Source organism: Phyllobacterium brassicacearum (assembly GCF_003010955.1).
Lineage (GTDB): Bacteria > Pseudomonadota > Alphaproteobacteria > Rhizobiales > Rhizobiaceae > Phyllobacterium > Phyllobacterium brassicacearum.
Genome location: NZ_PGGO01000017.1, coordinates 88,558 through 101,756, shown reverse-complemented (window position 1 = coordinate 101,756; position 13,199 = coordinate 88,558). Strand labels below are relative to the sequence as shown.

The 13,199-nt window shown below is 57.3% G+C and carries 15 protein-coding genes; 7 read left to right on the top strand and 8 right to left on the bottom strand.

The genetic code is table 11. The features are described from left to right. Window positions 1–108: 108 nt before the first annotated feature. Together CU102_RS30490 and CU102_RS20535 are read left to right on the top strand one after the other, a co-directional pair. Complete coding sequence (locus tag CU102_RS30490; RefSeq protein ID WP_245425445.1) at window positions 109–516, top strand: hypothetical protein; 408 nt, start codon at window positions 109–111, stop codon at window positions 514–516. 142 nt (window positions 517–658) lie between these two features. Beyond that, the gene (locus CU102_RS20535; RefSeq protein ID WP_245425443.1) at window positions 659–3,160 is read left to right on the top strand and encodes a DNA translocase FtsK; all 2,502 of its coding nucleotides are present in this window, start codon (window positions 659–661) and stop codon (window positions 3,158–3,160) included. Window positions 3,161–3,183: 23 nt separating this feature from the next. Here the strand turns inward: CU102_RS20535 and CU102_RS20530 are convergent, their stop codons facing one another. Together CU102_RS20530 and CU102_RS20525 are read right to left on the bottom strand one after the other, a co-directional pair. Further along, window positions 3,184–3,420 carry a hypothetical protein gene (locus tag CU102_RS20530; protein WP_245425441.1) on the bottom strand — a complete coding sequence of 79 codons (237 nt, stop codon included), beginning with the start codon at window positions 3,418–3,420 and terminating at the stop codon, window positions 3,184–3,186. A gap of 110 nt (window positions 3,421–3,530) precedes the next feature. Next, a complete protein-coding gene (locus CU102_RS20525) occupies window positions 3,531–5,333 on the bottom strand; it encodes a bifunctional diguanylate cyclase/phosphodiesterase (RefSeq protein WP_106712959.1) in 1,803 nt (600 codons plus the stop codon). Window positions 5,334–5,723: 390 nt separating this feature from the next. Here CU102_RS20525 and CU102_RS20520 point away from each other — a divergent pair, with 390 nt between their 5' ends. The 5 genes from CU102_RS20520 (at window position 5,724) to CU102_RS29940 (ending at window position 7,696) form a co-directional block, all read left to right on the top strand. Next, window positions 5,724–6,548, top strand: a complete 825-nt coding sequence (locus CU102_RS20520) for a class I SAM-dependent methyltransferase (protein WP_106712958.1) — start codon at window positions 5,724–5,726, stop codon at window positions 6,546–6,548. 108 nt (window positions 6,549–6,656) lie between these two features. Then, the gene (locus CU102_RS20515; RefSeq protein ID WP_106712957.1) at window positions 6,657–6,842 is read left to right on the top strand and encodes a hypothetical protein; all 186 of its coding nucleotides are present in this window, start codon (window positions 6,657–6,659) and stop codon (window positions 6,840–6,842) included. Window positions 6,843–6,987: 145 nt separating this feature from the next. After that, window positions 6,988–7,215 carry a hypothetical protein gene (locus CU102_RS20510; RefSeq protein ID WP_106712956.1) on the top strand — a complete coding sequence of 76 codons (228 nt, stop codon included), beginning with the start codon at window positions 6,988–6,990 and terminating at the stop codon, window positions 7,213–7,215. Window positions 7,216–7,318: 103 nt separating this feature from the next. After that, on the top strand, window positions 7,319–7,492 hold the full coding sequence (locus tag CU102_RS29945; RefSeq protein ID WP_166648526.1) for a hypothetical protein: 174 nt from the start codon (window positions 7,319–7,321) through the stop codon (window positions 7,490–7,492). A gap of 33 nt (window positions 7,493–7,525) precedes the next feature. Further along, window positions 7,526–7,696, top strand: coding sequence for a hypothetical protein (locus CU102_RS29940; protein ID WP_166648525.1), 171 nt, complete (start codon window positions 7,526–7,528; stop codon window positions 7,694–7,696). 37 nt (window positions 7,697–7,733) lie between these two features. Here the strand turns inward: CU102_RS29940 and CU102_RS20500 are convergent, their stop codons facing one another. The 6 genes from CU102_RS20500 to CU102_RS20475 all read right to left on the bottom strand — a co-directional run bounded on the left by CU102_RS20500 (window position 7,734) and on the right by CU102_RS20475 (window position 13,111). Further along, window positions 7,734–8,507, bottom strand: a complete 774-nt coding sequence (locus CU102_RS20500; protein ID WP_106712983.1) for an amino acid ABC transporter ATP-binding protein — start codon at window positions 8,505–8,507, stop codon at window positions 7,734–7,736. Further along, window positions 8,507–9,187 carry an amino acid ABC transporter permease gene (locus CU102_RS20495; protein ID WP_106712954.1) on the bottom strand — a complete coding sequence of 227 codons (681 nt, stop codon included), beginning with the start codon at window positions 9,185–9,187 and terminating at the stop codon, window positions 8,507–8,509. The genes CU102_RS20500 and CU102_RS20495 overlap by 1 nt, the downstream gene beginning before the upstream one ends. A gap of 85 nt (window positions 9,188–9,272) precedes the next feature. Continuing rightward, window positions 9,273–10,043 carry an amino acid ABC transporter substrate-binding protein gene (locus CU102_RS20490; RefSeq protein ID WP_106712953.1) on the bottom strand — a complete coding sequence of 257 codons (771 nt, stop codon included), beginning with the start codon at window positions 10,041–10,043 and terminating at the stop codon, window positions 9,273–9,275. Window positions 10,044–10,239: 196 nt separating this feature from the next. Next, entirely contained in the window at window positions 10,240–11,310 is a 1,071-nt protein-coding gene (locus CU102_RS20485; RefSeq protein WP_106712952.1) for an ABC transporter ATP-binding protein, read from the bottom strand. Between the two features lie 23 nt (window positions 11,311–11,333). Beyond that, a complete protein-coding gene (locus tag CU102_RS20480; RefSeq protein WP_106712951.1) occupies window positions 11,334–12,182 on the bottom strand; it encodes a carbohydrate ABC transporter permease in 849 nt (282 codons plus the stop codon). Further along, window positions 12,182–13,111 (bottom strand): carbohydrate ABC transporter permease, encoded by a 930-nt coding sequence (locus CU102_RS20475; RefSeq protein WP_106712982.1) that lies wholly within the window; start codon window positions 13,109–13,111, stop codon window positions 12,182–12,184. The genes CU102_RS20480 and CU102_RS20475 overlap by 1 nt, the downstream gene beginning before the upstream one ends. Between the last annotated feature and the right edge of the window lie 88 nt (window positions 13,112–13,199).

Genomic DNA, 13,199 nt, shown 5'->3' with positions numbered 1-13,199 from the left:
GGCTGAAATCACGATACATCTGTGCCGCCTCCTGGGCCGGTTCTCTGCCACGGCGATGGTAACGGAGCGCACTTGCTCCACACTTTCTTTTACCAGCCTGAGCAATAGTTGGATGAAAAATGTCGTCTCGTCAAAGTTGTTACGGTTATCATTGCGTTACCCGACACTCTGCAGCATTGTCAGCAAGCTGGAGACCTGTTTTTCTCTCATGGAACCGATGGATCGAGGTTAAGCATGAAACGTGTTATCGCCGCCTTTCTGATGCTGGTCGCCATGGCAGAATTTGCGGCAGCGCAAACAGCACAGATGCGCATCCTGGAGCGGCAGGCGGCCCGGGCAATACGCAATGCCGGATTCTGGTGCGACAAAGTAAGTGAGGCTGAAATCGATAAAGTTCTGTCGGCCCAGGGCCAGACAGTGGTGCGCGTGACCTGCGACGACCGAACCAGGTACGAGCAATACAAGCTGACGATGACCCCGAAAAATACGATCGCAAAAATCGAAGTCTGGAAATAGCTGTCGCGCAAGTGCCACACTGGCCGGCGTCAAACCGAAATCGATCGCTGACATCTGCAAAAGTAGCGAGTTGTTAACCTTGGCTTTCTATTCAAATAGCAAGCCCAATGGGTAACTTCACATCATTCCGCTTGCAGGCATCATGCGTATCCCCAGAACAAATTTTCCAATTAAATCAGATGAATACGGATTCGAAGACGATTTCGGCGAACAGCCGATTCGCGAGTCGGATCCGCTCGCCGGGTCTGCAGCCCCGTCGCTGCCGAGTCGCTCCGCCCCGGCTGGCTACTCCAACCCTCAATATGAGCCGGTCGTCGTCAGACGTCCTGCCATTCCACCTGTCCAGAACAGGCCAGCGCCACTGGCGGCCCGCCCGAATCGACCAGAGCAGATGAACGTCGATCCTTCTTCCGCACCGATCTCGAAACGCATGTTCTCGCTATCTGAAAATGTCCGCTTCACACGGACGCCCGACAGTGAGCTTCTGAAGGGCAAGCTGGAACCAATGGATAATGCGCACGGCCAAGCATCCATTACCCCACAGAAACCGGTTCCTGTTGCTGTACCGCGCCCGCCCATAACGCTGCCGAAAGCACCGTCGGCCCCGGTGCCTCCTAAGACACCTGTCGCGACCCAGACCGGTTCGGCCATGGTACGGCGGAAGGTCCCGGTAAGGGCTACATCGCCTTTCACTTTTGTTTCGGATCACGCCTTCTTCGAATCGATCGATTTCGCCGGCGACATGGCGCCGATAGCGGTCGCGATACCACCGAAATCAAAGCCGAATGCTCAATTCAACCCGGATGAGATCACTGCGCGCTTCCGTGTCGTGGAATGCAAAAAGCATCCAGTTACCGAAGAAGCACCCAAGCCGCAGCTGTCCGCGCCACCTCTCGACCCAATGCCGGTTGAGCCCGAGATGACGGCGGCGTTGCCAAGGACGGAACCGGAGACAATCGATACCATTGACGCAGGACCGCCTGCTCATGCCGATCCTGGCCCCGTGGATACACCCCGACCCGCGGTCGCCCGGCGCCGCGACATCGCTCCGGCACAGCCGCCGCTTCCGCCAAGGCAGTTCGCCATCGCGAACCCGATAGATGCATGGTCCAGCCACGGCGGGTATGAAAAACCTGCCGTAACACTGCTGCAGGAGGCGGTGACGCAGGATACCGTCACGATTTCCCAGGAAACGCTGGAACAAAATGCCGGTCTTCTCGAAAGTGTGCTGGAGGATTTCGGCATTCGCGGCGAGATTATCCATGTCCGCCCCGGCCCTGTCGTGACGCTTTATGAGTTTGAACCGGCACCCGGCGTCAAATCTTCGCGCGTGATTGGTCTTGCCGATGACATCGCCCGCTCCATGTCGGCGCTGTCGGCACGTGTGGCCGTGGTTCCTGGGCGCAACGTGATTGGTATCGAGCTGCCCAATACCACGCGCGAAACCGTCTACCTGCGCGAGATGGTTGCGTCGGACAATTTCGACAAAACCAAGTTCAAACTGGCGCTCTGCCTCGGCAAGACCATCGGCGGCGAACCGGTCATCGCCGAGCTCGCCAAGATGCCGCATCTGCTCGTCGCCGGCACCACCGGTTCCGGCAAGTCGGTCGCCATCAACACGATGATCCTGTCGCTGCTCTACCGGCTGACGCCGGATGAATGCCGGCTGATCATGGTCGATCCGAAGATGCTGGAACTGTCCATCTATGATGGCATCCCGCATCTGCTGACCCCAGTCGTCACCGATCCGAAAAAGGCGGTCATGGCCTTGAAATGGGCGGTGCGCGAGATGGAGGATCGTTACCGCAAGATGTCCAAGCTGGGCGTCCGCAACATTGACGGCTTCAACGCCCGCGTCAGCAGTGCGCAGGAAAAGGGCGAGACGGTCCTGTGCACCGTGCAGACCGGTTTTGACAAAGGAACCGGCGAGGCTCAGTACGAGCAGGAAGCCATGGACCTAACGCCGATGCCCTATATTGTCATCATCGTCGACGAGATGGCCGACCTGATGATGGTTGCCGGTAAGGAGATCGAAGGTGCTATCCAGCGCCTTGCCCAGATGGCCCGCGCCGCCGGCATTCACCTGATCATGGCGACGCAGCGTCCCTCGGTCGATGTCATCACCGGCACCATCAAGGCAAATTTCCCTACGCGCATCTCATTCCAGGTCACCTCCAAGATCGATAGCCGTACCATTCTCGGCGAACAGGGAGCTGAACAGCTCCTCGGCCAGGGCGACATGCTGCACATGATAGGCGGCGGGCGTATCTCCCGCGTCCACGGACCCTTCGTGTCCGACGAAGAGGTCGAGAAGGTTGTCGCTCATCTCAAAGCCCAGGGCCAGCCGGACTATCTCGATACCGTTACCGCCGACGAGAGCGAAGAGGAAGAACCCGAATCCGACGACGGCGCAGTTTTCGACAAAAGCGGCATGGCGGCCGAGGATGGCAACGAGCTCTATGATCAGGCCGTCAAAGTCATTCTCCGCGACAAAAAATGTTCAACGTCATACATCCAGCGCCGCCTGCAGATTGGCTATAACCGCGCCGCCTCACTGGTAGAGCGCATGGAGAAGGAAGGTCTAGTCGGTCCTGCCAATCATGTCGGCAAGCGCGAGATTTTGACCGGCAACTCCGCTGACTGATGATACCGCAGTGGTCAGCGGAGTCAGAGCAATTGTCGCTGAGCAGCCTTCGCCGCTTTGGGCGGCGAGCATCTGATCTTGACGTACTCATTCGGAGAACGTCCCACGATGGCTGTCTTTGCCACATAGGCCTGACCTTGCAGGCCACACATCATCGCATTGCTTGCCTGTGGCCCAACGATGACGTCCAGCGCCGTGTTGGTCTGACAGTCGGCAGGCGATAGGCTCGTTGAGCAGATAAGTATTACGACTTGGAGCATTGTCGGCACCCTCTGTGAGCAGTTGCTCCCCCCTATCGGTCATAGAGTACGCGATTTTTGCTGCATTGCAATAAAATGTTGCGATGCAATATTCTCACAGCATGTTCCGGTTATGCCGTCTCCATCAGCGTATTGAACACCAGCCCTGTCGGACTGGCCTTGGCCGCAGCCTTGATGGTGGCAATCGAGGCGCTGACACGATGGACGTCTGAGTAAACATCATCTTCGCCGATTTCCAGCACGGCAATACTGCAGCGCATCAATGGAAACTGGCACTCGCCGCCAGTTCGATCGTGAGCGCGAATGGCGCCGGCCGCGCGGTCCTCCGGCGAATACAGCTCCCGAACATGGTCGACAAAATCCTGGAGAAGATTGGACAGAACCCGTTCCAGTTCCGCCGATGTGCCGCCAGATAGGCCAATAAAAAAGTCATCACCGCCCACATGACCGAGGAATTTGTCCTCGCCGACAAAATGGTGCCGCAGCAGGGAAGCGAAAAGCGCGATGGCGAGATCGCCCTTCTGAAAGCCGTAATGATCGTTGAACGGTTTGAAGTTGTCGAAATCGCAATAACAGAAGAAGCGTTTGGAAGAGCCGTCGCGCATGGCCTCCTGAACATAATCGCGAATGGACCGGTTCCCCGGCAGGCCGGTGAGCGGATTCTGGTCCTGGGCGGTCTTGAGTTGCTTTTCATTGATGATCTTAAGAAGCGAAGACGCGGAAAGGACGCCGGCATAACGCAGATTTTCCGTCAGGATCACGCAATCGCTGCCATCCATTCCTGCAAAGATCTTCAGCATCTGTTCAGCCGGCGTGTCGAGATCGGCAATCGGGGCGTCCGTCACAAAATGCGCTATACCGCGCTGATAGATACGGTTCTTGAGCAGGTCACGACCGAATGGATGATAGATCATACCCTTGACGTGGTACTCGTGCAGGACCCCGCGCGGTTCGCCGTTGGCGCTGACGATCGGGAAAAAGCTCTGTTGCGGATTCTGGCGGAACAACTCGAACACCTTGTCGAGGTCCTCATTCTCCCGGACCGCCGGCAGCGGCTGCACCTGCGCACGAATGAGAATACTGTCCAGTGTCGCCGTTTGCCGGCGTGCAGAACCCGCCTGTTCAAGGTGCGGATATGATTCCTGCAATTCGCCGACATTGGTGGTCGGACGGGCGATGAAATAGCCTTGAACCAGATCGCAACCAAGATCGCGGCAAATCACAAATTCCGCTTCCGTCTCGACACCTTCCGCTATCACTCGTGCGCCGAGCATGTGAGCGGCCTGGACGATCTGCTTGACGATGTGCCGTTTGCGCGAGGTACTATCAAGGCCGGAAACGAAGTGGCGGTCGATTTTGACATAGTCTGTCGGATAATCGCAAAGCAGCTTCAGGCCGTTAAAGCCTACACCGAAATCGTCGATCGCCAGCTTGAAACCCGAATGACGCAACGTCCTGACGAGGTCAGCAAAGGCTGGATCCTGTGCGTTGTCAAATCGCTCGGACAATTCGAAACAGATCGATGACGGCCGTATATTGGCCTTTGTCAGATGGTTGGTCAGCTTTTCGACAATGCCGCTGCCGATGTTTATCAATCTGGCATCGACATTGATGAAGAGCATTCGCTGAGCATAACCCGGCAATCCGGAGAAAGCCGCAAATGCCCGGCTGTTCACCATTTGCTCGAGCTCTGCGAGCTGGCCAACGTCGTAAGCCTTGTCCAGAAGTTCCAGCGGTGATTCGAAGCCAAGCCTGTCAAACCCGCGCATCAATGATTCGTAGCCGAATGTGCTACCGATGGCAGCTTCGACCACGGGCTGAAACGCGGTTTCGATCGCGAGTTTGGCGAGTGTCACAAGTTGGTCGTCGCCAAAACGGCGCAGTACCAACTTTTCGGCTGGGCGGAAACTCATGGAGGACTCCAGGAAGCAGGGGCATGTAACGGATCGATATGTTCCACTATCCTTGAATTTTTCGTTTCCCAAACATGACAGTTTTGTGAAATCCGGAATTCGCTACTTTCCACCTATCTTCGACGGCCCCCAGCGGGCAGGCGCAGACCTCAATTTAACAACAGGGCTGCTCTATACTTTGATTAACGAATTCTAACTCTTTTGGTCTAGAGTCGGAACGGTTGAGGATTTTTGGAGTTTTGTTAGTCCAACTCAAACCTACTTGCCTAAGCAAAGGTGACGCAAGATTGTCAGACTCTCCGTGCTCGAAATCAGGTGGGCTCATACGCTGCAGAATAATCGGCTATACTGTTCCGATGCCGGCGTCACTGACAACACGGGGACTCCCGCATGCGCGATGACACTGAAGACCATCCCGACTACAAGGGCCTCACTGCTGATTATTTCGATCGCCGCAGCGAAACCTACGATCAGGATGCGATTCATCCAAGGCTTGCTTCAATGGTCATCCGGCATGCACGACTTGAACCGGGTCTCTCAGTGCTCGATATTGGAACCGGAACCGGGCGTATTGCGCTGCATGCAAGCAAACTTATTGGCGACGGAGGCTCGGTCGTTGCCATTGATCTTTCTGCCGAAATGCTCACCCAGGCCCATTTCAAGGCGGGTATGGAAAGCCTGACCAATATCCAGTTCATCCAGGGTGACGCTGAACACATCGAACTCGAAGACGCCACGTTTGACAGGGTGTTGTGCTCCTCAGCCTTTGTGCTGCTTTCCAATCCATTGAAGGCCCTCAAAAGCTGGAACAGATGGCTGAAGCCTGGAGGCATCGTCGCCTTCGACACGCCAGGAGACCCATTCGGCATCAACAGCGTAATTGCGGATGTTGCGTTAAGCCACGGCATCGCCTTGCCATATGCCACCACCGCTAACACTCCTGAAAAATGCGGCAGGCTGCTGGCAGCAGCCGGCTTTGAGGCCCTTGAGATCAAGGAAGAACTCTTGCAGGAACATGAAATGCACCTCCACGATGCGCTTGCAGTATGGCCCAAATCCATTGCCCATCCGGCATGCCATAAGCTCGCCCAACTTCCCGCGAAACGGCTCGACCAGATTCGAACGGAGTTTGAGACGAGGGTCACGGAGGCTGCAGCCGACGGAACCGTTTTGAGCAGGATCGCCATGAACGTAGTGACAGGGCGTAAGCAGTGATGGTGGTCGGTGTCCTAGATAACGATTGGAACCAAATGCATCCCCGACCTATTTAGCATTCAAGGACAGGCGGAGCCGTATTGCTCCGCAATCGGGTGAGGAAAACAGATGCATGACTTTACCCTGCTCTTGGCAATCATTGCCGCAGTTTTGCTGGCCTATCAGGCGGAGATCGATGATCGACCTGCCGCTCGGGACAAATATTGGACACACGCAAACCACGCCGATTTGACCGTGTTCCTCTTTACTGTGGCTCTCGTCGTTGTCATCTCGCTGATGGCGTTCGCGGGCTAGCTCGTTGTCGTCGGACTGCTCGATACGCATCGATCTCGGGAACGCGCCGGTTGCTGGGCAAAATCGCCGATGGCACGCAACAGCCGGCTGTTCAAAAACTGCTACACGGAACTGCTAAGCTGGTGTCCTAATCCGTGGACATCAGATGAATCACATCCGTTTTACCGAATGCCTCGCCTACCTGTTCTGGTCCCAAGAAACCCTCGCGGACATCCTCGACTGCGACCGTTACCTCGTACGTGCATGGGCCGAAGGGGGACTTCCAATCCCGGCACACATTGCAGCCTGGCTCGAAACTCTCGCGTTGGTTCACGAAGTCACAGGGATACCACCCGGATATAAGGGGAGGAAGCTCCGCGAGGAAGTGCATTGAAACAATTTGGAACGCTCGCCGGCCCAACCCGCACAGCAATTGTCACACCGTCGATACAATTCAAAGCATAGATTAAATGAGTACCTTAAAACAGGAGCAGATCATGGCTGAGGAAACGAAAGCATCCGTCAAGGCTACGCAGAAGAATGACGATGGGCGTTGGTATTATGTCATCACCACGGACGGCACCGAAGGACCACGCGTTGGCCCTTACGATTCTGAGGACGAAGCTGTCGAAGCCGGCCGTCAAAAGCTTCTGGAAGGTGGCGTGGCCTGACAGGTTACGCGATGTCTCAAATCGGAGACGCCGGTGGTTGCCAGCGGCGCTTACACGGTGCGCATTGGCATTGCGGCGGAAGAAGTCGCAAGCCTCGGCCCCATCAAGATCGTTCCTGGTATGCCGTTCGAAACCTTTATCAAGACCGGCGATCGCAGTGTGGCTTCCTACTTCATCAAACCACTGATTGATCAGGCGATGTGAGCGTTCTGCGAGGGGTGGGGCGAGGGTCAGCCCTTCTTCAGATGCCCTCCCCGTGCGTATGCCCTTCCTCGTGCGTCAGCGTCGCTATGAACCGCTTGGTGCGCTCCCGCTTCGGCTGGGTAAAGATCTCGCGCGATGTCCCGGTTTCAACGATAACGCCGCCGTCCAGCACAATCACCTCATTGGCAATCTTCGACGCAAGGCGCAGATCATGCGTCGCCATGACCATGGTCGTCCCCTCCCGTGCAAGCTGTGCCAGCACGTCCACCACTTCGCCCGAGAGCTCCGGATCGAGTGCCGAAGTCGGCTCGTCGCACAACAGGACCTTCGGCGAAGGTGCCAGTGCGCGAGCTATGGCCACACGCTGTTGCTGTCCGCCCGAAAGCGTCGACGGCCAGGCGCCAGCCTTGTGCGCGAGGCCAACTTTTTCAAGCAGCATCGTTGCCCGCTCGTGCGCCCTTGCCTTCGGCCATTTGAGAACAGTGACCAACCCCTCCATGACGTTCTCGACAACGGTGCGATGCGGGAACAACTGGAAATTCTGGAACACCATGCCCGTGTGGCGGCGCAGCATCTGCACCGACCTGGCGTTCAGTCTGAGGCCGGGCTGGAACTCGAGCCTGTCACCGGCAATCTCCACCGATCCAGACGTAGGGATTTCCAGCAGGTTGATGCAACGCAACAGGGTGCTCTTGCCGCCGCCCGATGGGCCGACCAGCGCCATGACCGCACCTTCCGCAACGCTGAGGGAAACGTCATTCAGGACAGTATGGTCGCCGAAGCGCTTTTCGATGTTCTTCAGCTCAATCATCATGACCGTGCCTCCAGGAAGCCGCCATACCGGTTGAGGCGATTCTCCAGCCGCGCCTGCAATGATGACAGCACTGAACTCAAGGCGAGGTAAATGAGCGCTGCCTCGACATAGAGGATAAGCGGCTCGTACGTCGTGGCAACAATGCGCTGCGCGGCCTGGAACAGTTCAGGCACAGTAATGGCCGCCGCCAGCGACGTGTCCTTCACGAGCGAAATGAAGGTATTGGACAAGGGGGGCACGGCAACCCTTGCAGCCTGCGGCAGGATCGTCCGGCGCATCGCCTGGCCCCAGCTCATGCCAATCGAATAGGCGGCCTCCCACTGCCCTTTTGGAACCGAGGAAATGACCGCGCGCAGAATTTCCGACGTATAGGCACCGATGTTAAGCGTGAAACCGATCAGCGCTGCGGTGAAGGCGTCGAGCACAATGCCGACACTGGGCAGGCCATAGAATATCAGGAACAATTGCACGAGCAACGGCGTACCCCGAATGATCCACACGTAGAACTTGATGATCGCCGCAAATGGCACCGGCGCGAAAAGCCGGATAAGTGCGGCTATGAGGCCGACTGTCAGACCGAGTACAAAAGACAGCAATGTCAGCGGGATAGTGAAAATCAGCCCCGCCCACAGCAGGGACGGCAGCGATTCAAGCATCAACGTCAGCCAATGAGGCAAGGCCCGTACTCCCCTCCAAAGACAAAGGCAGGGAGTTTTGCTCCCTGCCCTCTTAGAGCGTAAATAATCCTGATCGTAAACGGTGTTACTTCGAAACGTCCTGGCCGAAGTACTTGTCGGCGATCTTCTGGTACGTGCCGTCCGCCTTGATCGTCTCGAGTGCCTTGTTGATAGCGGCGAGCAGATCCGGTTCACCCTTGCGGATGATGATGCCGGAGTAGTCCGCATTCTCCTGCTCGGCCGCGATCTTCACATTGGCGTCCGGCTTGTGTTTCTTGAAATCGAGGAAGGACAGGCTGTCATTGATCGTCGCATCGGCACGGCCGTTGAGGACGAGCTGGATCGACTGGTCGAAACCGTCTGTCCCAACGAGCTCGGCACCGGCTTCCTGGGCGATCTTGCCGAAATTGCTGGAGAGCGACTGCGCCGACTTCTTGCCTTTCAAATCCGCGAAGCTCTTCACCTCGTCGTTGTCGCCCTTGACGATCAGCACTGCTTTCGACGCGATATAAGGTTCGGAGAAATCATACTTCTGCTTGCGCGCCTCGGTGATACCAACCTGGTTGATGACCGTGTCGTAGCGATTGGCGTCGAGACCGGCGATCAGCCCATCCCATTTTCCTTCGAGGAACTCGGGCTTGACACCTAGATTCTTGGCAATCGCCTCACCGATCTCCACGTCGAAGCCGACGAGCTTGCCCGATGCGTCATGATAGGTGAACGGCGCATAGGTGCCTTCCGTGCCGATCTTGAGGACGCCTGCCGCCTTGACCTGCTCAAGATTGGATGCGGCCTGGGCCTGGGCAGGCACGATTGCAAGGACGCCGACGACGAGGAGTGATTTCAGCCAGTTCATTTTGTTTCCATCCGTTTGCTATATGCCTGCGGGCCAATATGCCTTTGGCAAGTGAACGAAAAATGTCACTTTGGCGTGCCGCTGCACAGGCATTCAACGCTGTCGGCACACACTGTTTGGCAAAATTCATACCAGAAATAGCGACGCTAGGGGAATAATATTCCAGGCAATCGGGCAGGTAGCCTGGGAATTTCCCTTACGGGAGTCGGATACCTGTTTTTGCGTGAAACACGTGCACGGCCGTGGGGTTGATACCAAGACTGATCGTGTCGCCCGGGCCCCGGTCCGTCCTGCCCATGGCAAATATGCAAATCTGTTGATCCGCCAGTTTCGCATAGAACTGCGTCGACAGGCCAAGCGGCTCGATGACCTCGATCTTCGCCGTCAAAGCATCGCTGCCACCAACCTCGATATTTTCCGGGCGAACACCAACGGTGACCCGGTCGCCATCCTCGACCCTGAGCTCGGGCCGCAATGGGATCATCTGCCCGTCGGCAAGTTCTGCCGCCACCTTGGCGCCCTGCCGGCTCACAACGGCAGGCAGAAAATTCATACCGGGCGAGCCGATAAACCCGGCGACGAAAAGATTGGCGGGATGATCATAGAGTTCGAGCGGCGTACCGACCTGCTGGATCACGCCGTCATGCATGACGACGATGCGGTCGGCCATGGTCATGGCCTCCACCTGGTCGTGGGTGACATAGACGGAGGTCGTCTTCAGCTGCTGGTGCAGAGCCTTGATCTCCGTGCGCATATGCACCCGCAGCTTGGCGTCGAGATTGGAGAGCGGCTCGTCGAACAAAAATACCTTTGGATCGCGGACGATGGCGCGGCCCATGGCTACGCGTTGGCGCTGCCCGCCTGAAAGCTGCCTCGGCAGCCGCTCGAGAAAGACATCGAGGCCAAGCCGCTTGGCTGCATTGCCGACGCGGTTCATGATCAGGTCCTTTGCCGTCTTTCGCAGCGTGAGACTGAAGCCCATGTTCTCGGCCACATCCATGTGCGGATAGAGCGCATAGGACTGAAACACCATGGCGATATCGCGATCCTTTGGCGCCACGTCATTGACGACACGGTCGCCGATCCGGATCTCGCCGGCGGAAATCTCTTCAAGCCCTGCTATCATTCTTAGAAGCGTAGACTTGCCACAGCCGGAAGGGCCGACGAGGACCACGAATTCTCCGTCGGCAATCGAAAGGTCGACAGCCGAGAGCACATTCATGGCACCATAGTTTTTCTGGACATTGGAGATGGTAACGGAAGCCATCGAATTGTTTCCCTTGTTAGCTGTTAGCCCTTGACCGCACCGGCCGTAAGGCCCGTCACGAGGTAGCGTTGCAGGAAGGCGAAGAACAGGCAGGCCGGTATCAGTGCGAGCACGGAGGCCGCCATCATCTGACCCCAGTCGACGGCGAACTTGCCGATGAAGGTGAGCAGACCGACCGCGAAGGTCTTCTGGCTGTCACTGCTGATCAGCATCAGCGCGAACAGCAGTTCGCTCCATGCGGCCGTAAAGACGAAGCCCAGGGTTGCGCCCATGCCCGGAAGTGTCAGCGGGATGATGATCTTGCGCAATGCCTGCGAGCGGCTGCAGCCGTCGATCATCGCCGCCTCCTCCAGGTCTTTCGGGATGCCGTCGAAAAACGACTGCATCAGGAAGGTCGCGAAAGCGATGTTGAAGGCGGTGTAGATGATGATGAGGCCGGTCAGGCTATTGGTAAGTCCAAGCTGACCCATGATGCGATACATTGGCGGGATAACCATGACCAGCGGGAAGGTCTGTGTCAGCAAGAGGGTCACGGCAACCGTCGTCTTGCCGCGGAACGAGAAACGCGACATGGCATAGCCCGCCGCGGCGGCAATCATCGTTACGAGGATCGCGGTGATAACCGAAACGATCACACTGTTGAGGAAATAACGCGGGAAGTCCGTGGCGCGCAGCACCGTGGCGTAGTTTTCCCACGTCGAGGTTGATGGCCACATCGTGATGCCTTCCGAATAAAGCAGCGACTGCGGTGTGACCGAAATCTTCAGTGTCCAGAACAGTGGGAAGAGTGCGAAGATGACATAGGCGCCGACGGCAGCATAGAGGCCGATGCCGCCGAGGATGCGCGCGTTACGGGAGCGTCCGGCAATCATCAGGAGTACCTCACGAGCGATTTGCGGATGCGGATCAGGACGATCGCATAAAGGATGAGAAGCGCCAGCAGCAGCACGGCAACCGCGGATGCGTAGCCCTTGTCAAGAGTCTTGAAGGCGCTGACATAGATATAGGTCGCGACCGTATTGGTTGACCCTGCGGGACCGCCCTCGGTCATCACGTAGATGAGGTCAGCAAAGGTGGCGATCCAGATCGTCCGCAGCATCACGGTGATGGCGATGGTTGGCGCGAGGAAGGGTAGCGTAACCTTGGTAAAGCGCTGCCACGGATTGGCGCCGTCGATCGCGGCGGCCTCATGCAGTTCGCCCGGGATCGATTTCAACGCCGCCAGCAGCGTAATGGCGAAGAACGGAACGCCGAACCAGACATTGGCGATGATCGGCCCCCACATAGCAGTCGCCGGATCGGACAGGATATTGGTCGGCTCCGCTTTCAGCCCGAGCGCATAAAGCCAGTGGGGTAAAGGTCCGACGATAGGGTTGAACAGCCAGGCCCAGGTCAGGCCGGACAGGAAGGACGGGACCGCCCAGGGCAGGAAGACGATCGCCTGGACAAACTTTTTGCCGGCGAAATTCTTGTCGAGAAGCAGCGCGAGACCGAGACCGAGAAAGAACTGCAGGACGAGGCTCGCGACCGTCCACCACAGGGTGTTCATCAAGGCCTGACCGAGCACCTGGTCGTGCAGCATCGCCTGGTATTGGGCGAGACCGACAAACTCTGACTTGAAGGCGGAGAACTTGCGGAAGGAGTAGCTGATGCCGAAGATCAGCGGCACGACGAGCACCAGCAGGAGCAGTACGAGTGCGGGGCTCAGGTAGAGCCATGGTTCGAACGCGGTGGCAAGGCTGCGCTTGCCCTTCCTTCCGCTGTCCTGCGGCAGGCCCGCCGCCGTCGATTGTATCACCATGTTATTCGGCCCCTCATTTGCCAAATTGTCCCCGGCCATCGCCATCCGTTCTGGATTGGAGAAAGCAAAGTAAATGCTCCGGCGTACG

Bases quoted from the DNA above. Each gene is read 5' to 3' on its own strand.
- CU102_RS29945 (WP_166648526.1), top strand. From the start codon at position 7,319: ATGGCTGAGGAAACGAAAGCATCCGTCAAGGCTACGCAGAAGAATGAC.
- CU102_RS20520 (WP_106712958.1), top strand. From the start codon at position 5,724: ATGCGCGATGACACTGAAGACCATCCCGACTACAAGGGCCTCACTGCT.
- CU102_RS20475 (WP_106712982.1), bottom strand. From the start codon at position 13,111: ATGGTGATACAATCGACGGCGGCGGGCCTGCCGCAGGACAGCGGAAGG.
- CU102_RS20530 (WP_245425441.1), bottom strand. From the start codon at position 3,420: ATGCTCCAAGTCGTAATACTTATCTGCTCAACGAGCCTATCGCCTGCC.
- CU102_RS20515 (WP_106712957.1), top strand. From the start codon at position 6,657: ATGCATGACTTTACCCTGCTCTTGGCAATCATTGCCGCAGTTTTGCTG.
- CU102_RS20500 (WP_106712983.1), bottom strand. From the start codon at position 8,507: ATGATTGAGCTGAAGAACATCGAAAAGCGCTTCGGCGACCATACTGTC.
- CU102_RS20490 (WP_106712953.1), bottom strand. From the start codon at position 10,043: ATGAACTGGCTGAAATCACTCCTCGTCGTCGGCGTCCTTGCAATCGTG.
- CU102_RS20480 (WP_106712951.1), bottom strand. From the start codon at position 12,182: ATGATTGCCGGACGCTCCCGTAACGCGCGCATCCTCGGCGGCATCGGC.
- CU102_RS20510 (WP_106712956.1), top strand. From the start codon at position 6,988: ATGAATCACATCCGTTTTACCGAATGCCTCGCCTACCTGTTCTGGTCC.
- CU102_RS20485 (WP_106712952.1), bottom strand. From the start codon at position 11,310: ATGGCTTCCGTTACCATCTCCAATGTCCAGAAAAACTATGGTGCCATG.
- CU102_RS20535 (WP_245425443.1), top strand. From the start codon at position 659: ATGCGTATCCCCAGAACAAATTTTCCAATTAAATCAGATGAATACGGA.
- CU102_RS20525 (WP_106712959.1), bottom strand. From the start codon at position 5,333: ATGAGTTTCCGCCCAGCCGAAAAGTTGGTACTGCGCCGTTTTGGCGAC.